Below are 23,691 nucleotides of genomic sequence, written 5' to 3'. Positions count from 1 at the left end.
GTATATTTTTAACAAAAATAAAATTTAATACTGTGTGAGAAAATATATTTTCATTTAATTTTACGGTAGTTTTAAATATAAATCAAATGATAATAGATTTAAGGAGTGATACAGTAACCAAGCCTACTACAGAAATGTTGAGTGCCATGATGAAAGCATCTGTTGGTGATGATGTGTATAAAGAAGACCCAACAGTTAACGCTTTAGAAGAACGCATAGCAGAAATGTTTGGTAAACGCAAAGCATTATTTTTTCCTTCAGGAAGCATGGCAAATCAAGCAGCAATAAAATTACATACAAATCCTGGAGAACAAGTGATTTGCGATAAATATGCACACATATATAATTACGAAGGAGGAGGAGCAAGTTTTAATAGTGGTGTCTCTTGTAAGCTAATTGATGGTAATAGAGGAATGTTTACTGCACAAGATGTAATAAATAATATTAATCCTCCAGATTTTTACCATAGTCCATTAACTAGTCTGGTTGCAATAGAAAATACAGCAAACAAAGGAGGAGGAGCTTGTTGGGATTTTAATGAATTGCAAAAAATTAGAAAGATTTGTGATGCAAATACTCTTGGTTTTCATTTAGATGGGGCTAGAATTTGGAATGCTTTAGTTGCAAAAAAAGAAACAACAGAACAATATGGGGAAATATTTGATACTATCTCTGTTTGTTTAAGTAAAGGTTTAGGTTGCCCAATTGGCTCAGTCTTAGTTGGAGATGATGCTATAATGGAAGGAGCAATGCGAATACGTAAAATTTTTGGAGGAGGAATGCGACAAGTTGGCTATTTTGCTGCAGCAGGAATGTATGCTTTAAGTAATAATATCTTAAGATTAGAAGTAGATCATTATAAGGCCAAAGAACTGGCTTATCTTTTAAATAAATCTAGTTATGTTAAGAAAGTAGAACCTGTAGAAACGAATATCGTAATCTTTGAAGTACAAGAAGATATTAATTCTAGTGCTTTCATTTCAAAATTAGATAGCAAAGGAGTAAAACTTGTAGGTATGGGAGAAAATAAACTCCGATTAGTTACTCATTTAGACTATTCCAGTACTATGCATGCCTATGTTTTAGACTTGTTAAGCGATTTTTAGTGTGTTTTGCTCAAAACCAGCAACTTACAAGTTTATTGTATGTTTCGTCGGATATATAGGTACTTTATCGAAATGTTAAAGACTTCTTAATCTTTTAAGTAATTAAAAGTTTGATAAGTTTTAATTTTGTACGAAATTAGTAGTTGTTACTTAATTTAAAGTATCTAAAACTAGAACTATATTAATATTTAACCATTTAAATTACTTAAAAATGAAAAAAACCTTACTAACAATCTTATCTTTTGTTGTTTGCATTTCTGCATTTGCACAAGATTTACCAACTAATCCCGAGCCAGGGAAATGCTACGTTCGATGTGTAACACCAGACGTTTGGGTAAATCAAGATGTAACTATTCAAGTGTCACCAGCATACAAAAAGTTAAGTACTGTACCAGCAACTTATACTACAGTTAATGAAGAAGTAGTTGTTGCTAATGCAAGCCAACGTTTAGAAGTTGTACCTGCAGTATATGAGACACAAACTTTTGAAGTAACTGTACAAGAAGCATCTCAACGTTTAGAGAAAATACCTTCAAGAACAGAAACGCAAACAGAAACTGTTGTAACAAAAGAAGCTTCTCAACGTTTAGAAGTTGTTCCTGCTGTTTACGAAACGCAAACTTTTGAAGTAGTAACACAACCAGCTAGTCAAAAATTAGAAATTGTACCTGCAGTATATGAAACTCAAGACTTTACTGTTGTAAGCCAAGAAGCTGCTCAACGTTTAGAAGTTGTTCCTGCTGAATATGGTACGGAAACAAGAACATACAAAAAGAGAGAATATGGTACTTCGTTAAGAGTAGTTCCAGCTAGTTTTTCTCCTAACTACCAAGTTATTGAAACGAAACCAGCTACTGCTAAATGGCAAATGAGTGATACTCCAGCTGCTGAATGTCAATCTGCTGATCCTAATGATTGTAGATACTGGTGTTATAAAGCAGTTCCTGCTCAAAACATTACAATAAACACTACAGATTTATCTGCTGATGCTTCTTTTGTAAGAACACCAGATTGTGATACATCTTCTTCTAACGATGATTGTGGTATGGCTACTTATACTGTTAAAACTGTTGTTAGACCAGCTACAACTAGAGTAATTGATATTCCTGCTGTAACAACTAACGTGAAGAAAACAGTAATGGTAACTCCTCCAACAACAAGAGTTATTGAGATTCCTCAACAAACAAGAACAATGAAAAGAGTTGTAATGGTAACACCTCCAACAACTAGAGTAATTGATATTCCTCAAGAAACTAAAACAGTTACAAGAACAGTAATCATTCCAGAAACTACAAAAGTTGTTTCTATTCCTGCTGTAACTAAAACGATGAAGCGTACTGTAATGGTAACACCTCCAACTACAAGAGCTATCGATATTCCTCAACAAACTGCTACATTAAAGAAAACAGTTTTAGCTGAAGATTCTAAAATAGTTGAAAGTACAGTTCCTGCTGTTACTAAAACGGTATCTAAAGAAGTTTTACAAACAAAAGGTGGTTTAACTACTTGGAAAGAAGTTGAATGTACTTTATTAGAGTACAACGACCTTAACATAAACTGGAACTTAGGTTCTGCAACTTTAACGGAATCTGCTAAAAGAGAGATTGACGCTAAATTATTACCTACTTTAGCTGATGGTGTATCTGTAGAGATTGCATCTCACACAGATTCTAGAGGTTCTGCTTCATCTAACAGATCTTTATCTGAAAGAAGAGCACAAGCTGTGACTAACTACTTAATCTCTAAAGGAATCAATTCTTCAAGAATTGTATCTAATGGATATGGTGAAACTAGATTAGTAAATAGATGTGCTGATGGTGTTTCTTGTACTGAAAGAGAGCACTTAGCAAACAGAAGAACTCAATTTAGAGTAATTAACCAACAATAATTACTGTATCATAATAATAAAAAAGGAAGCTAATTTAGCTTCCTTTTTTTTTTTTTTGCATAAAACTTACGCTATTTAAACATATCCATTCCTGGAATGTTCGGCATGCCATCTTTAGCAACGGCAGCAATTTCTGCCTCATTTACACGTGTTGCTTTTTCTATTGCTTTATTTAAAGTAAGAATTAAATAATCTTCTAACTGTTCTTTATCTTCTAATAAAGTATCCTCAATGGATATCGATTTTATCACTCTATTAGCAGTTATAGTAACCTTTAATAAGGCATCATTGCTTTGTTCATCTACTAAAACGGTATCTAAACGTTTTTTAGTTTCTTCTACTTTTTTCTGAGTTTCTTTTAATTTACCCATCATTCCTGCAAGGTCTCCAAACATAATTTTATAATTTATAATTTCATACAAAACTATTTAATTTTTCTATTTTTGAAGAATATAATTTTAGAATTAATTATTTCATTTGAAAAAAGCACATACTCCTCCAAAAGCGAAGCAAATTCAAGAAAAACTTGTAGCGCATAAACACGAACGAATAGACAATTATTTTTGGCTTAATAATAAAGAAGACCAAGAAGTAATCGACTATTTAAATGCTGAAAATAAACATACTAAAGAAGTTTTAGCGCATACAGAACCTTTTCAAGCAGATCTTTTTAAAGAAATGAAAGCTAGAATTAAAGAGGATGATTCATCTGTACCTTATAAATTAAACGGATATTGGTACATTACTAAATATGAAAAAGGTAAAGATTATCCTATTTATACACGAAGAAAAAAAACCTTAGAAGCTACAGAAGAATTGCTGTTTGATTGTAATGAAATGGCAAAAGATTTTAACTACTTTAAATTAGGAGGTGTTTCTATTAGTCCGGATAATACTATGGCTGCTTTTTCAACAGATATAGTAAGTAGAAGGCAATATACTATAAAAATTAAAAATTTAATTACTGGTGAAATTTATTCCGAAGAAATAAAAAATACAACAGGAGGTATTACTTGGGCTAACGATAATAAAACGTTGTTTTACACGAGAAAAGATGAAGTAACCTTGCGTTCTTTCAAAGTTTTTAAACATAAATTACATACTAAAGTTCAAGAAGACATAGAAGTATTTCACGAAAAAGACGAAACCTTCAATACTTTTGTCTACAAAACAAAATCTAAAAAGTACCTAATTATAGGTTCTTCGAGTACTTTAACTGCCGAGTATCAAATTTTAAATGCAGACAATCCAGATGACGAGTTTAAAATTTTTCAAAAAAGAGAAAGAGAATTAGATTATGCTATAGCACATTATAAAGACCGTTTTTTTATAATTTCTAATAAAGATAAAGCAACTAATTTTAAGCTTCAGAAAACATCTGAAAATCATACAGAAAAAGAAAATTGGCAAGATGTAATTCCACATAGAAAAGATGTGTTATTAGAAGATATCGAAATTTTTAAAGATTATTTAGTCGTAAGTGAAAGAGAGAATGGCCTAAATAAAATTAGAATAATTAGTTGGAATGGTAACGAAGATTATTATTTGCCTTTTGATAACGAAACATATACTGCAAATACGGGTAATAATCCAGATTTTGATAGTGATGTATTACGCTATAGTTATAATGCGCTTACCACACCAAGTTCTGTTATAGACTATAACTTTAAAACAAAAACGAAAGAAGTAAAAAAAGAACAGGAAGTTTTAGGCGGTACATTTAATAAAGAAAATTATACTTCTAAACGAATTTGGGCAACAGCTAGAGATGGGGTAAAAATTCCAATTTCTATTGTTTATAAAAAAGGACTGCAATTAGATGGTACAAATCCATTGTTACAATATGCCTATGGTTCGTATGGTTCTACAATAGATCCATATTTTTCTACGATTAGATTAAGTTTATTAGATAGAGGTTTTATTTTCGCTATCTCACATATTCGAGGAGGTGAATATTTAGGAAGAGATTGGTATGAAACAGGAAAATTAAAACAAAAGAAGAATACCTTTTATGATTTTATAGACTGTTCTAAATTTTTAATTGAAGAAAAATACACTTCTAATAAACATTTATATGCAAATGGAGGATCTGCAGGTGGTTTATTAATGGGAGTAATTGCAAATTTAAATCCAGAACTATATCATGGTATTCTAGCGGCAGTACCTTTTGTAGATGTTGTAACTACTATGTTAGACGATACAATTCCGTTAACTACAGGAGAGTATGACGAATGGGGAAATCCTAACGATAAAGAATATTATGAGTATATGCTTTCCTATTCACCTTATGATAATGTTAAAGCACAAGAATATCCAAATATGTTAGTTACAACTGGTTTGCATGACTCGCAGGTACAATATTGGGAACCTGCAAAATGGGTAGCAAAACTTAGAGCGTTAAAAACGGACAATAAAAAATTATTGTTACATACTGACATGGATTCTGGTCATGGTGGTGCATCTGGACGTTTTGAAAGCTTAAAAGAAGTGGCTTTAGAGTACGCATTTTTATTAGATTTAGAAGGAATTAATGAATAATAAAAATTTTTACGTATTTTTGCCAAGTTTATGTTACTTCTTGTAGCAGAATAAAACGTATTTATGGCACAAAAAAATCAAGTATTTGATAACGTTTTAGATTTAGTAGGTAATACACCATTAATTAAACTAAATACTATAACAGCTCCTTTTAAAGGTGAATTTTACGCAAAAGTAGAAGCTTTTAATCCAGGACACTCATCTAAAGACAGAGTTGCATTATATATTATTGAACAAGCTGAAAAGAAAGGCATTCTAAAGCCTGGAGATACTATTATAGAAACTACTTCTGGTAACACAGGATTTAGTATAGCTATGGTTAGTATTATTAAAGGATACGATTGTATTTTGGCTGTTAGTTCAAAATCTTCAGCAGATAAGATCGATATGCTAAAAACAATGGGAGCAAAGGTTTATGTTTGTCCAGCAAATGTTAGTGCAGACGACCCTAGGTCTTATTATGAAGTTGCAAAACGTCTACATAACGAAATAAAAGGTTCGGTATACATTAACCAGTATTTTAATGAACTAAATATCGATGCCCACTATAATTCTACTGGACCAGAAATCTGGAAGCAAACAGAAGGAGAAATCACTCACTTAGTTGCTTGTAGTGGTACCGGAGGAACAATTTCTGGTACAGCAAAATATTTAAAAGAACAAAACCCTAATGTTAAAGTAATAGGAGTAGATGCTTTTGGATCGGTAATTAAAAAATACCATGAAACTAGAGAGTTTGATGAAAAAGAAATTTACCCTTATAGAATTGAAGGATTAGGGAAAAATTTAATTCCTACAGCAACAGATTTTGATGTAATAGATTCTTTTGTAAAAGTTACAGATGAAGAAAGCGCACATACAGCAAGACAAATTGCAAAAACAGAAGGCTTATTTGTAGGCTATACTTCTGGAGCAGCAATGCAAGCTGTAAAGCAATTAGATGAAGCAGGTGAGTTTCATGAAAATTCGAAAGTAGTTGTATTATTTCCAGATCATGGTTCCCGTTATATGAGTAAAATTTATAGCGATAAATGGATGACAGATCAAGGCTTCTTTGATAGTAAAAACAAAGTCGCTGCCGAAAGTATTCAATACGTTAAATAAAATATAACATAATTAAAGATAGAAAGTCTCTACACAGACGCTTTCTATCTTTTTGTTGTTAAATAGTACATAAAAATATTGTGTTTAGTGAGTAGAAATATTTAATTTTGTACAACTAAACTAAGATTGATAGCAGATGAAAGATTTATTTGAAAAAATTTACAAAGATAAAGGGCCATTAGGAAAATGGGCAGCACAAGCAGAAGGGTATTTTGTTTTTCCAAAACTAGAAGGAGTTATTTCTAACCGAATGAAATTTCAAGGAAAAGATGTAATTACTTGGAGTATTAATGATTATCTAGGTTTAGCAAATCATCCAGAAGTTCGTAAAGTAGATGCGCAAGCAGCTGCCGACTATGGTTCGGCGTATCCTATGGGAGCACGAATGATGTCTGGACACACAGAGTTACACGAACAATTACAAAATGAACTTGCTGAGTTTGTAAATAAAGAAGCAGCGTACTTATTAAATTTTGGATACCAAGGTATGGTTTCTACTATAGACGCCTTAGTATCTAAAGATGATATTATTGTTTACGATGTTGATGCACATGCATGTATTATTGATGGTGTTCGTTTACATATGGGAAAACGTTTTACATACAAACACAACGATGTAGAAAGTTTAGAAAAAAACCTGGAAAGAGCCACTAAAATGGCAGAACAAACAGGAGGAGGAATTCTTGTTATTTCGGAAGGTGTTTTTGGAATGCGTGGTGAGCAAGGGCGATTAAAAGAAATTGTTGCTCTAAAAGAAAAATTTAATTTCCGTTTATTTGTAGATGATGCTCATGGATTTGGTACGCTTGGTAAAACAGGAGCTGGAGCAGGAGAAGAGCAAGGTGTACAAGATGATATAGATGTCTATTTTGCAACTTTTGCAAAGTCTATGGCAAGTACTGGAGCATTTATTGCTGCAGATAAAGAGATAATCGATTATTTAAAATATAACTTACGTTCTCAAATGTTTGCAAAATCGTTGCAAATGCAATTGGTAGTTGGTGCTTTAAAACGTTTAGATATGTTACGTACAATGCCAGAACTAAAGCAAAATTTATGGACTATTGTTAATGCTTTACAATCTGGTCTTAAAGAACGTGGTTTCGATATTGGTACGACACAAAGTTGTGTTACTCCAGTGTACTTAAATGGAAGTATTCCGGAAGCAATGGCATTGGTTAGAGATTTAAGAGAAAACTATGGCATTTTCTGTTCTATTGTTGTGTATCCAGTAATACCAAAAGGATTAATTTTATTACGTATGATTCCTACTGCAACACATACTTTACAAGATGTTACAGAAACGCTAGATGCTTTTGATGCAATTAGAGAAAGACTGGTAAACGGAACGTATAAACGTATGTCTGCTGCTTTAATGAAAGCAATGGGAGAATAAATTACAAGGAAAATATATATATAAAGGTTGCGTATTTACGCAACCTTTTTTGTTTGAATAACTATTTTATTATTATCTAAATCTGTAGTGAAAAAGAGATACACATCTCCACCATCTTTAATTTTGTGTTTTTTTCTGATTTGTTCTACACTTTCTGGGAAATTTCGAGTCGCAATATTTGCTTTCGCAATCCCTTCTTTTTTTAATATTTTTTTGTTGTAAGGCATTACTTTTTCAATGTTGAAAACCCTTCCAGGGAAATCTATTAAAGTTTCGGTTGTGTATAAATGTGAATTTGGATGTAATTTTAAAACATCTAGTTTTTTTGCAATAGTATGAAAAGCTCCAGATTTCATTATTGCAGCATTAGGTTCGTATAAATAATCTAATGGTAAACAGTAGTTGCTGTTTGCTGAAACTTCTTCATTTAAAGAAAACGTAAATATTTGCTTACTTTTTTTCTTAATATTACAAGTTTCTATACTAACATTGCCTTTGTAATCTTTTTCTAAAACCCAAAGCAATTCTTTTACTTCATTATTTACTGCAATAATATGGATCGTTTTAACGTATTCTAATTCCTTTAAACCAATACTAATATCTAATAGAGGAGAAGTTTTAATTAATACATTACTCGCTTTATTAAATAGCAAATTTAAATGCTCAGGTACATTTGGTAAGCAATCTTTTAAAAAGAAGACCTTACCTTTACTGTCATGCCTTCTTGATGGATCGATATAAATCCAATCGAAAGTAGCTTCCATATTTTTTAAAGAGGATAAACCATCTTGAGCAATTGTTTTAATATTACCAACCTGTAATTGTTTATAATTATGAGCTACTATTTGCGATAGTTGCTCATTAATTTCACAATGGAATACTTGTTTAAAATGCTTCGAAAAATAGTAGCAATCTACACCAAAACCTCCTGTAATATCTATTATTGTATTTCCTTTTAGTAAACTTGCTTTGTGCTTTGCTGTAGTTTCAGAAGAAGTTTGCTCAATATTTAGTTTGTTAGGATAATATATTTCTTTAGTAGAAAACCAACTAGGAAGCTTCGTTTTACAGCGCTTTTTAGCTTCTATTTGCTCTATCATTTCTTTTGTCTCTATAGATGGAAAAGTAATACCCTTAAATAATAAAGAAGTAATATTAGTATCTAAATTGGTGTTTATAAACTCTTGAATTTCTCTATGTAAAAGATGGCTGTTCAAAATAAAACTATAAACCTTTAGTAAGTTTTCTAACTATTTTGTTTTCCGATAAAAACTCTTTTAAAATCACTTTAATAGCCGTGTATGCTGGTACTGCAACTATAAGTCCTATAATGCCAAATAGTATTCCAGCAATTAAAATAATTAAAAATATTTCTAGAGGATGCGATTTTACACTTTTTGAAAATATAATGGGCTGACTACCAAAATTATCTATTAATTGACCAATTAAAAAGACAATAAAAACCCAGAAAGTTTTAGGTAAAACTACATCTTGAAAGCTTTCGCCAAGATTACTCGTCATCGTTAATGTTAGCATTAAAAAAGCACCAATTAATGGTCCAACGTAGGGAATTAAATTTAGCAATGCACACATAAAAGCAATAACAATGGCGTTTTCTATTCCAATAATCATCAACCCAATAGTGTAAATAATAAAGAGAATTAATATTTGAAAAATCAATCCAATAAAATATCTAGATAGTAAATCTTTAATCTTTACGGAAGAGTTTTTCCAACGAGATTCGTTTCCATCTGGAATAAAAGTAAGGATTCCGTTTTCAAAAAGTTTGCTGTCTTTTAAAAAGAAGAAAGAGATAAATAACACCGAAAATAAACCAATACTAAAACTACCAAGACCACTAACTAAAGAGTTTAAGAAGTTTGGAATTAGGGAATAATCAATTTTAGAAAGTAGGTTTGAGTCTTTAATAGACTGCTCTACATTAATATTATTTATTTGAAAATATGCAATTGCTTCTCGATATAAACCTTCCACATTATCTTGCAATTGATTAATATCTAAAAGCGCTAAATTATGACCTTGTTCTATAATTAAAGGAATAAATAAAAGTACCAAACCAAAAAGTAAACCTAGTAGAAATACCATAGTTACTATAACTGCAATCGTATTTTTAAATTTTAGTTTTCTTCTTAAAAATAAAATAATAGGTCTTCCTATTAATGAAATTACTGCTGCAATTGCTATGTAAACAATTACAGACTGAATTTGATATAGAAAATAAAGAATTAAAAAGACACCAAGAATGATTGCTAGTGCTTTTAAAATGCCATTTGATATTTGGTTTGAAGTCATACTGTAAATATATAAAAACAGTTATATAATTTGCTTCGTCATTTCATATAAGGCAATTGTGGTTGCTTGTACCACATTCATACTGCTATTTTGTCCAAACATATCTATATGAAGTAAAGCGTCGCATTGGTTTAAAATATCTTGAGACACACCAAAATTTTCATCTCCAATAACTATAGCTATTGGTTTTTCTTTGGAAAAGGAGTAGGAATGAATTGGCTTACTATTGCTAGTTATTTCTAGAGCTACAATATGAAATCCTTGTTTTTTATATTGTAAAACAACTTCTGAAGCATTTTCTTTCACTTCAAAAGGAATTACTTTTTCTGTAGCACGAGATGTTTTTGTCATTTTTCTTCCTAACGGAATATGTGCACCACAAAACACAATTTTTTCAATACCAAAAGCATCAGCAGTTCTAAACAAGCTACCAATATTTGGTGCATTGGTTACGTTTTCGCAAATAATAGTAATTGGGAAAGTTCGTTTTTTAAAGTTTGTATTGTAATGATTTAGTTGCATGTACTTGGTGTCAAAAAATAATTTTGACAAATATATTATATTTTAAATGTATTTTTCTTTTTCAGTAGGAGCAAACCAAAAATAGGACCAATAGCTAATATGATAAAAATAATATTCGAGTCTGTTATTTCTAGCATTTTTGTAATAATTTGAATGCTAATAATAGTAATTGCAAAACCAATACAATTTACAATGGTGAGTGCAGCTCCTTTAATTTTAGGCTCGGCGTTTTGCGCTACAAGTGTAGATAATAAAGGGGAATCTGCAATAACAACCATTCCCCAAAAAAGTAAGAAGCCAATAAAAAAATATTCATTTTCTATAGTAAAAAGTAAGGGTGAAATTAAACAGCATATACAAGATAATAATAAAGCTATAAAAGCAATTTTTTGAGTTCCTTTTCTTTGCGCAATGTACCCGGCAATTATACAAGCTAATCCTCCAATTCCAATCACTATAAAGGATAGTACATGGATATTATAATCTACTGTATGTATTGTACTATATTTTTTTAATAGGATGGGAACAAATGTCCAAAAGGCATATAATTCCCACATATGTCCAAAATAACCAAAAGCTACAGATCGAAATTTTTTGTTTTTAAATACAGAAAAACAAACGGATAAATCTGTTTGCAGATTTGGTTTGCAATAAGGACCATTTGGGACCAGGAATCCCATTAATAAGCCTCCTAATAATGCTAAAGATGAAGTTGCAATTAGTACAGATTTCCAAGGAAAAGTGCCTGTGATTTCTTTTAATAAATGCGGAAATGCAGTTCCTAATACTAATGCGCCAACTAAAAAACCAAGAGATTTACCCAGTCCTTTATCATAATAATCGGAGGCTATTTTCATTCCGACAGGATAAATTCCGGCAAGAAAAAAGCCAGTAAAAAATCGAAGAAAAAGCAAACTAGTTAGGTTGTTTGCTTCATAGATTACAGCAAAGTTAAAAAGCGAACCTAAAATAGCACTAATAAAAAAAACTTTTGAAGGTGAAAACCGATCAGCAATAGTTAAAATTGCAAATAGAAGTGTACCAATAATAAAACCGAATTGTACAGCAGAAGTTAAATGCCCTAAAGCATTTGCTGGTAAGTTGAAGTTTAATATTAAATCATGTATCACGCTATTTCCTGCAAACCAAAGAGAGGTACAGCAAAATTGCGAGAATACAATGATAGGAAGTATTAATTTGAAAGATTTCAATACATTAAATTCAATAAGATATAAAATACTTTAGACTCCTTTTTATATAATAACTTACTTTTATTTGGTAAAAGAGTTTCTTTTCAAATTGTCTAATTGCTAAAAGCATATTTAATAATATTTGCTCCCATTTGTAAAGCTTTTTCTCTAACATCTCTAGGATCGTTATGTACGGCAGGATCTTCCCAGCCATCCCCTAAATCGCTTTCAAAAGTAAAAAGTAATACTAATCTGTTTTCGTGAAATACACCAAACGCTTGTGGTCTTTTACCTTCGTGTTCATGAATTTTTGGTAAGCCTTTTGGAAAACTATACGCAATATTAAAAATCTCATGATTTGCAGGAAGTTCTACCAATTCTTGGTTTGGAAATACTTTTTTTAATTCTTTAACGATGTATGGTTGCATACCATAATTATCATCTATATGTAAAAAACCGCCAGAAGTTAGGTAGTTATAAAGGTTTTCTGCTTCCGCAGCACTAAAAAACACATTTCCATGACCTGTCATGTGTAAAAAAGGGTATTGAAAAATATCTGTACTACCAGTTTCTACAGTTTCTGGTTTTGCTGTAATTTTTGTGTTGATATTGTTGTTACAAAAGGTAATTAAATTTGGTAATGCAGTAGGATTACTATACCAATCTCCACCACCTTTGTATTTTAAAACTGCTACTTCTTGAGAAAATGAGTATAAAGTAAAAAGGCAAAAGGCAAAAGTAAAAACGCCCTTTCCGCCTTTCAAGTACCTTTCCAGAGGGGAAAGAAATAAGTTGTAATTTTTGTTATTATTCTTCATTTATAAAGGCTACAGAATGGCAAGCGACAATAGCTGCTGTTTCTGTACGTAATCTGGTTTCTCCCAAAGTTACAGGAATAAATTTATTTTGTATTGCAATTTCTATTTCTTTAACAGAAAAATCGCCTTCAGGACCAATTAAAATAGTAATATTTTGTTTTGGTTGTAGTTCGTTTTTAAGTGATTTTTTAGCGGTTTCCTCGCAATGTGCAATAAATAAGTTTCCAGAAAAATCTTGTTGTAAAAATTCTTTAAAAGGAATTGCTGGATTCAGTTTTGGAAGATAACAGTTTAAGGATTGTTTGGTTGCAGACTGAATAATTTTTTCAAAACGTTCAGGCTTAATAATTTTACGCTCGCTATGTTCACAAATAATTGGAGTGATGCTGTCGATACCGATTTCGGTAGCTTTTTCTAAAAACCACTCGTAACGATCATTCATTTTTGTTGGTGCAACTGCTAAATGAAGCGTGTAGTCTTTTTTTGCTTGTAGTTTTTTATCTATAATTTGTACTACACAATTTTTAATATCTGCTATAGTAATTTTTGCATTAAAGAACCAACCTTTTCCATTTGTAATTTGCAATTTTTCACCTACAGATTTACGCAACACTTTAATAATATGTCTACTTTCTTCTTTGTTAAAAGTAAATTCTGTGGTATTTTCTGTAATGTCTGGATTATAGAATAACTGCATTATTTTAAAGGATCTACAACTTTTAATACTTTAATTTCTTGAATTTCTTTTGGATCATGTGTTTTTAAAATCACATAGTACCATTGGTTTTGTACAATATCAATGGTGAAAACATCACCAATTTTATAAATACTATTCGATATCTCTGCTTCAAAAGTTGGATGCGTCACACCTTTTTCAAACCAGCCTAAATCTCCTCCATGGTTTGCATTGTCATCCATAGAATATTGTTTTGCTAATTGACTAAAAGGAGTTCCTTCTTTGTATTTAGTACGTATTTTATCTCTGGTAGAATTAATTTGTGAGACTGTCATTTTTAACCCATCAAAGAAAATATAACTGACTCTATAATTGGTAGTTGTAGATTTTTCAATGACCTTATATTTTATTTTATCGGTATCACTTTTTACTGTTGCTTTACCGCTTTTATAAAGTTCTAAAGCTAAACCTGTTTGATGTTTAGCTTCATTAAACGTAATGATTTTATTTTTTTTTGACTTCGCTGCTTTAATGTAGGTTTTAGCATCTTCGATATTGAGTATAGAATCAAAATCTTTGACTTGTGCATCTTGTGCATAAATACTAATGGTAAATAGTAAGGATAGTAATAAAAGTTTTTTCATTTGTGTTTGGGAATTAATCTTAAGTAGCAAAAAAACAAAAATTATAGATTAGATGTGTTATTTTCTATAAGGTTATTAACAGAAATTTCAACAATAGAAGCTATAGTTTGCTTTTTGCGTGTTCTAAACCTAATTCTATAAAATGTAAAAGTTGTATTTCGGTGCTTACCCCTTCCAAAGAAACATATACAAATTCTTTCATTGGTTTTTTTGTGAAATCCATAGGTCTTACAAACTGTTTGGTCAATTCGTTTTCGATTTTATTAGAAATAATTCGAACCATCAAATTTTCTTTCATAACGCCAATAGTCATTTTTCCTTTATATAGAAATGTAAGTCCACCAAACATTTTCTTTTCTGTGAATACTTCCGAATAAAATTGAAGTTGTTCTCTAATTCGGTTAGCTAATTGTTCGTTATATGCCATAACTTATTATATAAAATATATTTCTTAAGTAATATAACTATATTTTCAATCTAGACGATGCTGTAATGCCTTGTGTAGTGAAGTTTCCTTCTAAATATTTAAAATAACCAACAATAGCAATCATGGCAGCATTATCTGTAGTGAATTCAAATTTTGGAACATAAGTGGTCCAACCAAATTTTTGTTCCCCATTTTTTAACGCTTCTCGTATTCCAGAATTAGCGGAAACACCTCCACCAATAGCAATGTGTGAAATACCTGTTTGTTTGCTTGCCAGTTTTAATTTATCTATTAAAATACCAATAATAGTATATTGAATAGAAGCACAAATATCATTTAGATTCTCTTCAATAAAATTAGGATTCTCTTTTACTTGTTTTTGTATAAAATATAGAATAGCCGTTTTTAGTCCAGAAAAACTAAAATTTAAACCATTTACTTTAGGTTTTGTAAAGGCAAATGCTTTTGGGTTACCAAGTCGTGCGCGTCTATCTATTTCGGGACCAGCAGGATAGCCAAGGCCTAGAATTTTTCCGCTCTTATCAAAAGCTTCACCAACAGCATCGTCTATGGTCTCTCCAATAACTTCCATTTCAAAGTAATTGGAAACTTTTACAATTTGTGTATGTCCTCCAGAAATAGTCATAGCAAGAAACGGAAATGGAGGTTTGTTAAATCCTTCTTCGTCTATAAAATGTGCTAAAATATGTGCTTGCATGTGGTTTACTTCAATAAGCGGAATATTTAAACCAAAAGCCAACGATTTAGCAAAAGAAGTACCAACTAATAAAGACCCCATTAATCCTGGACCTCTTGTAAAAGCAATGGCGTTAAGCATTTCTTTCGTTATTCCTGCTTTTTCAATAGCTTGATGTACAACAGGAACAATATTTTGTTGATGTGCTCTCGAAGCAAGCTCTGGAACAACACCACCATATTCTTCGTGTATTTTTTGGTTAGCAACAACATTACTTAAAACCTTGCCGTTTAGTAAGATAGAGGCAGCAGTGTCATCACAAGATGACTCAATTGCTAGTATGTAAATATTTTGTGAGGACATTAGTAAATATTAGGCACAATAATTGTTAATTTTGACTTCAAAGTTATAACTTTAAAACGTATCAAAAAATTTTTAAAAATAGCATCAAAAATTGTAGCTGTATTGCTACTTCTTTTCATCATATTGGTGTTGGTGCTTTCTATTCCTGCTGTTCAAACAAGGCTTGGTAAATACGCTACCAATTGGTTAAATACAGAATATGGTACAAATATTAATATTAATAGAGTTGGACTTCAGTTTAATGGCGATGTCGAACTTAAAGAAATCCTGATAAGAGATTATAAAAAAGACACGCTTATTAGTGCAGTCGAGCTGAATACTTCCATTTTAAATTTTAAAAATCTTGCTAATAGTAAACTTGCTTTTGGGGATATTGATTTGGAAGGGTTAATTTTTAATATTATAAAGTATAAAGGAGAAGAAGAAACAAATTTAGACATTTTTGTTGCTCGTTTTGATGAAGATAATCCAAGAGAAAGTGTAAATACCTTTTTAATGTCTTCTAGCGATATTTCTATTTATGATGGAATATTCAGGCTTATTGATGAAAATAAAGAAACACCAAAAATTTTAGAATTTACAGCTATCAATATAAATGCAACTAACTTTTTAATTAATGGACCAAATGTAAGTACTAGAATAAACACATTAGCATTTAAAGATAGTCGTGGTTTAATAATGAAGAATCTTTCTTCAAATTTTGCATATACGCTAGAAGATATTACGCTGGATAATCTAAAACTTAAAACAACAAGTTCGTCGTTAGAAGGAGATTTAAAATTTTTATATAACAGAGAACATTTTTCAGATTTTACTAACAAGGTAAATGTTGAAGCTAATTTTACAGATGCTAGTGTCGCTTTAGATGAGTTAAATGTGTTCTATAATGAGTTTGGTATTGGACAACGAGCAAATTTTAATGCAAATATTTCTGGAACACTAAATGATTTACATGTAGATAATTTAAAGTTAAATACGAGTTCAAGAACTAGAATATATGGAGATATTGACTTTAAAAACTTATTTAATATTGAGGAAAATAATTTTTCTATGAAAGGAAAATTTGCCAACCTATCTTCTAATTATAAAGATTTAAAAGCATTATTGCCAAATGTTTTAGGAGAAGCAATTCCCTCTGTTTTTGATAAGCTTGGTAACTTTAGCATCAATGGAACATCGTTTATTACAACGTCTACAATACAAGCAGATCTTAAAATTGATACAGATTTGGGTTATGTTATTTCTAACCTAGAAATGAAAAAAATTGACGATATAGATAATGCAACATATAAAGGAAATATCATTTTTGATGAATTTGATATTGGGACTTTTTTAAATGATCCAAACTTAAAAAAAGCTTCTTTAAATCTTGACGTGGATGGAAAAGGTTTCACTCAAGAAAACCTTAATACTAAAGTAAAAGGTGATGTATATTCTATAAGTTATAATGATTATGTATATCAAAATATTAATATTTCAGGTAACTTAAAAGATAAAGTATTCAATGGAAAGGTAGATTCGCAAGACAAAAATTTTAAACTTAAATTTAATGGACTGGCAGATTTTTCTGAAGAAATAAACAAGTTCGATTTTGTGGCTAATGTAGATTATGCAAACCTTAAAGCGCTAAACTTTATTAAAAAAGACAGCATGTCTGTGTTTAAAGGTATCGTCGATATGAAAATGCAAGGAACTACTTTAGATAATGCTGTTGGAAGCATACAATTTAATAAGACCTATTATCAAAATGAAAACGATGAGTACTTCTTCGATGATTTTGCTGTAAATTCTTCCTTCAAAGAAAAAGTAAGATATATAAATGTTAATTCGCCAGATATTATTGAAGGCCAAATGAGTGGCGTTTTTCTTATCGATAATATCGACGAGCTATTTATTAATGCTATTGGGAGTTTATATACCAAATATAGTCCTTACGAAGTTTCAACCAATCAATATATAGACTTCAATTTTAAAATTTACAATAAGATTATAGAGGTTTTTGTACCAGAATTACAACTTGGTAAAAACACTTTTGTAAAAGGAAGGGTAGAAAGCGACGAAAAAGAATTTACTTTAACATTTAAGTCTCCCAAAATAGAATGGTTAGATTATTTTGCAAATGCTATTGAGTTACAAGTAGATAATAAAAACCCATTATTTAACACCTACGTAGAAGTAGATAGTTTGCATACAGATGTCTATAATATTTCTAAATTCAACCTAATTAATGTAACTATTAATGATACGCTATTTATGCGTTCCGAATTTAAAGGAGGAAAAACAAATAACGATTTATATAATTTAAGTTTTTATCATACTAAAAATGAAGCAAACCAGTCTATAGTTGGTTTTAAAAAATCGGATGTAACTTTTAAAGGAAATAAATGGTACATTAATGAAGAAAAAAATAATTTTAATAAAGTAACTTTCGACACTAATTTTGAAAACTTTAATATAGATCAATTTGTACTAAATCATAATGATGAAAAAATTCAACTTTCGGGAATAATGAAAGGGAATAATACGAAAGATTTACAGCTGAATTTTAAGAATGTGTTTTTAGATAAAATTACTCCAGACATTGAATCTTTAAGCTTAAAAGGTATAGTAAATGGGAACCTAGATATTATACAACAAAACGGAAAATATCTTCCCGAATCTAGTATAACCATAGATGACTTAGAAGTAAACGAACTCATTATAGGCTCTTTTGCAGCAAATATTAAAGGAAACCAATCACTAACTAACTATACTATAAACGCAAGTATAAAAGACGACGAAAAAAAATCTTTTAGCGCTATAGGAGATATCGATGTATCTTCAAAAGCACCTAGTATAGATGTAGCATTACTTTTTAATCAGTTTAATTTACAGCCTTTAAATCCTTTCTTAGAGGGTGTTTTAAAAGATATTAGAGGATTGGCTACCGGTAAAGTTAAAGTAACAGGGAACTTAAATAAACCAAGTATTGATGGTGAATTAGAGTTAAATAAAGGTGGTTTAGGGATTTCAGAATTAAATGTAGATTATAGTTTCGCAGATAAATCTTCGGTTACTCTAAGAAACCAAAGTTTTATATTTAATAGTATCGATATTACAGATACGGTTTACAATACAAAAGCAGTATTGGATGGAAGATTAAACCATAACAATTTTGGCGATTGGGGAATGCGATTAAATCTAGAAACCGATAGACTTTTAGTTTTAAATACTACAGAAGATGAAGACAGATTATATTACGGAACTGGTTTTGTAGGAGGTAGTGCAAGTATCTCTGGTCCAGCAAGCCAATTACGAATAAATGTTATAGGAGAAACTAAAAAAGGGACTGTCTTTGTAATCCCTTTAAATGATTCCGAATCTTTTGGAGATAATTCTCATATTCATTTTTTAAGCCCAGAAGAAAAACAAGCAAAACTAGAAGGACGTGATATAATAAACGAAGATATTTCTGGTCTAGAATTAGATTTCGATTTAGATGTAACACAAGATGCAGAAATTGAAATTGTAATGGACAAAGAGAGCGGAAGTACTATAAGAGGTAGAGGTGAAGGTGGTTTACTTGCCGAAATTAATACCAATGGGAAATTTAATATGTATGGCGATTTTTCCGTTTTTGAAGGAATATATAAATTTCGTTACGGAGGAGTTATCCAAAAAGATTTCACTGTAGTTCCCGGTGGTACTCTAGGTTGGAATGGAGATCCACTAAAGGCTACAATAGATATCGAAGCAATTTATAAAACCCAAGCAAATCCTTCTCCTTTATTAGATTCACCAATAAATAGACGTATTCCTGTAAACTTAGGTATAGAACTAACAGGAGAACTAGAACAACTAGATATCGATTATAATTTTCAATTTCCAAATTTAAGTTCTATAATAATTTCCGAATTAAATTACAGATTAGAATCTAAAGACGATAGAAGTAACCAAGCACTTTATCTATTAGCAACAGGATCCTTTTCTAGTAGTTTAAGCGAGCTTAATGTAAATGGTACCATAGAAGAAAGAATAAATGGAATAATTAACGGTTTACTTTCCGATGGCGATAATAAACTACAAGTAGGTTTAAATGTAGAACTTGGTGAAAATACTCCAGATTATCAATCCGACGATAGACTAGGAGTAACACTGCAAACCAATATTAGCGATCGTATTCGTATTAATGGTAAAGTAGGTGTCCCAATTGGTGGGATTAGCCAAACAGCAGTTGCAGGAGATGTACAAATAGATTTTCTACTAAATGAAGAGGGAACTTTTACAGCAAATGTTTTTAATAGAGAAAATAGTATTCGAAATTTTGGAGAAGAAATTGGGTATACTCAAGGACTAGGTATTGCGTATAATGTAGATTTTGATACTTTTTCAGAACTTATTCAAATTATCTTTAAAGGCAAAAAGAAAATAGCTAAAGAAAAAGAGGAAGAAGAGGCAAAACAAAAAGAGTCTAATGCTCTACCAGATTATGTTGGTTTCAAAAAGAAAAAAGACACTGTAAATTAACTTTTTTGATAGTTTTTTATTCTTAAAACTAAATACTTCACATATAATTTATCAACTAAAACGTTATAGTTTCAACATTGTGTTAAATTATGACAAAAGCTTCCTTTTTTGTTAAATTTCTTTATTAGATTTACTAAATAATAGATGAAAATAATGGCAAAAACCATAAAAAAAATTGGTGTAATGACTTCTGGAGGTGATTCTCCAGGAATGAATGCTGCAATACGTTCTGTAGTAAGAGCATGTGCATATCATAATATAGAATGTTATGGTATTTATAGAGGGTATGAAGGTATGATCGAAGGCGATTTTATTAAAATGAATGCTCGAAGTGTAAAAGGAATTATTAATAAAGGAGGAACCATATTAAAATCGGCACGATCTAAAGAGTTTAGAACTAAAGAAGGAAGAGTAAAAGCACATGAACAACTAATAAAGGCAGGTATTGATGCCTTTGTCGTAGTTGGAGGTGATGGAAGTTTTACTGGAGCAATGATTTTTAATCAAGAATTCAACTTTCCAGTAATGGGAATTCCAGGAACTATTGATAACGATATTTTTGGTACAACACACACACTAGGTTACGATACTGCATTAAATACAGTTGTAGAAGTAATCGATAAAATTAGAGATACAGCTAGCTCGCATAACCGTTTATTCTTTGTAGAAGTAATGGGTAGAGATGTTGGTCATATAGCATTAAATGTTGGTATTGGCGCTGGAGCGGAAGAAATTCTAATCCCAGAAGAAGATTTAGGATTAGATAGACTTTTAGAATCTTTAAGAAGAAGTAAACAATCTGGAAAATCTTCAAGTATTGTCGTTGTTGCCGAAGGTGATAAAATTGGAAAAAGCGTTTTCGAACTAAAAGATTACGTCGAAGAAAATATGACGGAATACGAAGTAAGAGTATCCGTTCTTGGGCACTTACAACGTGGAGGAGCACCTTCTTGTTTCGATAGAGTTCTAGCTAGTAGAATGGGAGTAAAAGCGGTAGAATGTCTTTTAGATGGTCAAAGTAATTATATGGTGGGACTAAAAAATGATGTAATAGATATAACACCATTTGATCAAGCAGTAAAAGGTAAATCAAAAATTAATATGGAACTCCTTAGAGTTTCAGACATCATGTCAATATAAATTAAAAAAATAAAATTAAACGTGTGTCTAATTAAAGACCACATAATCAGTAAATAAATTATGTCAACATTAAAATTAGGAATTAACGGATTTGGTAGAATTGGAAGAATTGTTTTCCGTGCAACTGTAAAAAGAGACAACGTAGATGTTGTAGCAATAAACGATTTGCTAGATGTAGAACATTTAGCTTATTTATTAAAATATGATTCTGTTCATGGAAGATTTGATGGTACTATCGAAGTAAAAGATGGTAACTTAATTGTAGATGGAAAAACCATTCGTGTAACAGCAGAAAGAGATCCGAAAAACTTAAAATGGGACGAAGTTGGAACAGATGTAGTTGCAGAATGTACTGGAATTTTCACAACTTTAGAAACCGCACAATATCATATAGATGGAGGAGCTAAAAAAGTAGTTATTTCAGCACCAAGTAAAGATGCTCCAATGTTTGTAATGGGAGTAAATGATAGCAAGTTAACAGCAAATGATAATATTGTTTCTAATGCATCCTGTACTACTAACTGTTTAGCTCCAATAGCTAAAGTATTAGAAGATAACTTTGGAATTGAAGAAGCATTAATGACAACTATTCACGCTGCTACTTCTACACAATTTACAGTAGATGCACCTTCAAGAAAAAACTATCGTTTAGGTCGTTCTGCACTAAACAACATCATACCTTCTACAACAGGAGCTGCAAAAGCAGTAGGTAAAGTAATTCCAGAATTAGATGGGAAATTAACAGGAATGGCTTTTAGAGTACCAACTGTAGATGTATCTGTAGTTGATTTAACTGTAAAAACAAAAAAAGACACTTCTTTAGAAGAAGTTAAAGCGGCATTTAAAAAAGCTGCAAATGGAGAAATGGAAGGTGTTTTAGGTTATACCGAAGAAGCTGTAGTTTCTCAAGATTTTGTAAGTGAAACAAGAACTAGTGTTTTTGATGCAGATTCAGCAATTGAATTAAATTCAAAATTTTTCAAATTAGTTTCTTGGTATGATAATGAGTTTGGATATTCTAATAAATTAGTAGATTTAGCTTTAAAAGTTAATTCACTTTAATTAATATAATTTAAAAAAGCTGCTCATACATTATGAGCAGCTTTTTTTTTACTTTTAGCTTATGATTTTAATAGTAGATAGTGGCTCTACAAAATGCGATTGGATTGCAGTAGACAACAAAGGAAACCAATGTTTTGAAAAAGTAAGAACTAAAGGATTAAATCCAGCAATTCTTCCAGAAAAAAAACTAAAAAAAACCATAAAAAGTAGCGAAGTTCTTATGCAAAGTAAGAAAGAAGTAACGCATATATTCTTTTATGGAGCAGGTTGTGGAACCGAAAAACCAAAAATGCTCTTAAAGGGTGTTTTAGAATCTATTTTTAAAAATGCTATTGTAGAAGTACAAGAAGATACTATGGCGGCAGTAAGAGCAACACTAAATACTAAAGACGAAGCTGCTGTAGTTTGTATTCTAGGTACAGGATCTAATTGTAGTTTTTTTGATGGACAACTATTACATCAGCGTGTAAATTCTTTAGGTTATACACTTATGGATGATGCTTCAGGTAATTATTTTGGTAAGCAATTAATTCGTGATTATTATTTTAATCATATGCCAGAAGATTTAAAAGTAGCTTTTGCTGGTAAGTATAATGTAGAATCCGATTATATTAAATACAATTTATATAAACAACCAAACCCAAATGCATACTTAGCTGCATTTGCAGAGTTTATGTTTTTAAATAAAGAATCTTCTTATATTAAAGAATTAATTAAATCAGGAATTCGTGTTTTTGCCAAAAACATGATTTTTCAATTTAAAGAAGAATTAAAAACGGTTCCAGTACATTTTGCAGGTTCTATAGCATTTTTCTCGCAAGAAGAAATAAAAGAAGTTGCAGCAGAATTAGGTTTTACTGTTGGCAATTTCGAAAGAAGACCAATTGAAGGTTTATTAAAATTTCACGCAAATAATTTAAGCTAATGGAAATTGCAATTATTGCACATGATGGAAAAAAAGCAGAAATGGTTCAGTTTTTAAACGAACATAGAGATGTTTTACTGCAAAAGCAAATTTCCTTAATTTCTACTGGTACCACTGGAAAAAAAGTTAAAAAAGCTGGATTTGAAGTTACCAGATTACTTTCTGGACCACTTGGTGGTGATGCGCAAATTGCAGCTAGAGTGGCAGAAGGTAAATGCCATATGGTTTTGTTTTTTAGAGACCCTTTAGAAAAACATCCACACGAACCAGACGTACTTATGTTAATGCGTCTATGTGATGTGCACGACGTTCCTCTTGCAACGAATCCTAAAACAGCAGAATTATTAATAAAAGGAATTAAGTTATAAGAATTCTA

20 protein-coding genes are annotated in these 23,691 nt (G+C 30.8%); 10 read left to right on the top strand and 10 right to left on the bottom strand.

Annotated features, from left to right (window positions below):
• Positions 1-86: 86 nt before the first annotated feature.
• Positions 87-1,106: a low specificity L-threonine aldolase gene (locus Q4512_RS08035; protein ID WP_303423750.1), complete on the top strand. Its 1,020-nt coding sequence runs from the start codon at positions 87-89 to the stop codon at positions 1,104-1,106.
• 211 nt (positions 1,107-1,317) lie between these two features.
• On the top strand, positions 1,318-2,994 hold the full coding sequence (locus Q4512_RS16395) for an OmpA family protein (protein WP_368389414.1): 1,677 nt from the start codon (positions 1,318-1,320) through the stop codon (positions 2,992-2,994).
• A 71-nt stretch (positions 2,995-3,065) separates the two neighbouring features.
• Here the strand turns inward: Q4512_RS16395 and Q4512_RS08025 are convergent, their stop codons facing one another.
• Complete coding sequence (locus tag Q4512_RS08025) at positions 3,066-3,389, bottom strand: YbaB/EbfC family nucleoid-associated protein (protein ID WP_303423748.1); 324 nt, start codon at positions 3,387-3,389, stop codon at positions 3,066-3,068.
• An 82-nt stretch (positions 3,390-3,471) separates the two neighbouring features.
• On the opposite strand from Q4512_RS08025, the gene Q4512_RS08020 reads away from it, so the two are divergent.
• The 3 genes from Q4512_RS08020 to Q4512_RS08010 all read left to right on the top strand — a co-directional run bounded on the left by Q4512_RS08020 (position 3,472) and on the right by Q4512_RS08010 (position 8,032).
• Positions 3,472-5,532, top strand: a complete 2,061-nt coding sequence (locus tag Q4512_RS08020; protein WP_303423746.1) for a S9 family peptidase — start codon at positions 3,472-3,474, stop codon at positions 5,530-5,532.
• Between the two features lie 63 nt (positions 5,533-5,595).
• Complete coding sequence (locus Q4512_RS08015) at positions 5,596-6,636, top strand: PLP-dependent cysteine synthase family protein (protein WP_303423744.1); 1,041 nt, start codon at positions 5,596-5,598, stop codon at positions 6,634-6,636.
• A gap of 136 nt (positions 6,637-6,772) precedes the next feature.
• The gene (locus Q4512_RS08010) at positions 6,773-8,032 is read left to right on the top strand and encodes an aminotransferase class I/II-fold pyridoxal phosphate-dependent enzyme (RefSeq protein WP_303423742.1); all 1,260 of its coding nucleotides are present in this window, start codon (positions 6,773-6,775) and stop codon (positions 8,030-8,032) included.
• Between the two features lie 35 nt (positions 8,033-8,067).
• On the opposite strand, the gene Q4512_RS08005 is transcribed toward Q4512_RS08010, so the two are convergent.
• The 9 genes from Q4512_RS08005 to tsaD all read right to left on the bottom strand — a co-directional run bounded on the left by Q4512_RS08005 (position 8,068) and on the right by tsaD (position 15,682).
• Positions 8,068-9,249, bottom strand: a complete 1,182-nt coding sequence (locus Q4512_RS08005) for a THUMP-like domain-containing protein (RefSeq protein WP_303423740.1) — start codon at positions 9,247-9,249, stop codon at positions 8,068-8,070.
• Positions 9,250-9,256: 7 nt separating this feature from the next.
• On the bottom strand, positions 9,257-10,345 hold the full coding sequence (locus tag Q4512_RS08000; protein WP_303423739.1) for an AI-2E family transporter: 1,089 nt from the start codon (positions 10,343-10,345) through the stop codon (positions 9,257-9,259).
• A 21-nt stretch (positions 10,346-10,366) separates the two neighbouring features.
• Positions 10,367-10,897: a TrmH family RNA methyltransferase gene (locus Q4512_RS07995; protein ID WP_368389413.1), complete on the bottom strand. Its 531-nt coding sequence runs from the start codon at positions 10,895-10,897 to the stop codon at positions 10,367-10,369.
• Between the two features lie 5 nt (positions 10,898-10,902).
• Positions 10,903-12,078 (bottom strand): nitrate/nitrite transporter, encoded by a 1,176-nt coding sequence (locus tag Q4512_RS07990; RefSeq protein ID WP_303423737.1) that lies wholly within the window; start codon positions 12,076-12,078, stop codon positions 10,903-10,905.
• A gap of 92 nt (positions 12,079-12,170) precedes the next feature.
• Positions 12,171-12,875: a DUF4159 domain-containing protein gene (locus tag Q4512_RS07985; RefSeq protein ID WP_303423735.1), complete on the bottom strand. Its 705-nt coding sequence runs from the start codon at positions 12,873-12,875 to the stop codon at positions 12,171-12,173.
• A complete protein-coding gene (locus tag Q4512_RS07980; RefSeq protein WP_303423733.1) occupies positions 12,865-13,572 on the bottom strand; it encodes a 16S rRNA (uracil(1498)-N(3))-methyltransferase in 708 nt (235 codons plus the stop codon). The genes Q4512_RS07985 and Q4512_RS07980 overlap by 11 nt, the downstream gene beginning before the upstream one ends.
• Positions 13,572-14,195: a peptidylprolyl isomerase gene (locus tag Q4512_RS07975; RefSeq protein ID WP_303423731.1), complete on the bottom strand. Its 624-nt coding sequence runs from the start codon at positions 14,193-14,195 to the stop codon at positions 13,572-13,574. Before Q4512_RS07975 ends, Q4512_RS07980 begins: the two co-directional genes overlap by 1 nt.
• A 100-nt stretch (positions 14,196-14,295) precedes the next feature.
• Complete coding sequence (locus Q4512_RS07970) at positions 14,296-14,622, bottom strand: TfoX/Sxy family protein (RefSeq protein WP_303423730.1); 327 nt, start codon at positions 14,620-14,622, stop codon at positions 14,296-14,298.
• Positions 14,623-14,659: 37 nt separating this feature from the next.
• A complete protein-coding gene (gene tsaD, locus Q4512_RS07965; RefSeq protein ID WP_303423728.1) occupies positions 14,660-15,682 on the bottom strand; it encodes a tRNA (adenosine(37)-N6)-threonylcarbamoyltransferase complex transferase subunit TsaD in 1,023 nt (340 codons plus the stop codon).
• 102 nt (positions 15,683-15,784) lie between these two features.
• Between tsaD and Q4512_RS07960 the strand changes: the two genes are divergently transcribed.
• From Q4512_RS07960 to Q4512_RS07940, 5 genes are all read left to right on the top strand, one after another.
• Positions 15,785-20,188 carry a translocation/assembly module TamB domain-containing protein gene (locus Q4512_RS07960; protein ID WP_303423726.1) on the top strand — a complete coding sequence of 1,468 codons (4,404 nt, stop codon included), beginning with the start codon at positions 15,785-15,787 and terminating at the stop codon, positions 20,186-20,188.
• A 153-nt stretch (positions 20,189-20,341) separates the two neighbouring features.
• A complete protein-coding gene (gene pfkA, locus Q4512_RS07955; protein WP_303423724.1) occupies positions 20,342-21,328 on the top strand; it encodes a 6-phosphofructokinase in 987 nt (328 codons plus the stop codon).
• 60 nt (positions 21,329-21,388) lie between these two features.
• On the top strand, positions 21,389-22,390 hold the full coding sequence (gap, locus tag Q4512_RS07950; protein WP_303423722.1) for a type I glyceraldehyde-3-phosphate dehydrogenase: 1,002 nt from the start codon (positions 21,389-21,391) through the stop codon (positions 22,388-22,390).
• Positions 22,391-22,451: 61 nt separating this feature from the next.
• Positions 22,452-23,315: an N-acetylglucosamine kinase gene (locus Q4512_RS07945; protein WP_303423720.1), complete on the top strand. Its 864-nt coding sequence runs from the start codon at positions 22,452-22,454 to the stop codon at positions 23,313-23,315.
• Entirely contained in the window at positions 23,315-23,683 is a 369-nt protein-coding gene (locus tag Q4512_RS07940) for a methylglyoxal synthase (protein ID WP_303423719.1), read from the top strand. The genes Q4512_RS07945 and Q4512_RS07940 overlap by 1 nt, the downstream gene beginning before the upstream one ends.
• Positions 23,684-23,691: the final 8 nt, after the last annotated feature.

It is taken from the genome of Oceanihabitans sp. 2_MG-2023 (assembly GCF_030547245.1).
In the GTDB taxonomy this organism is placed as follows: Bacteria; Bacteroidota; Bacteroidia; order Flavobacteriales; family Flavobacteriaceae; genus Oceanihabitans.
Note: the sequence above shows the minus strand (reverse complement) of the source record. Positions and strands in the feature narration are given on the sequence as shown.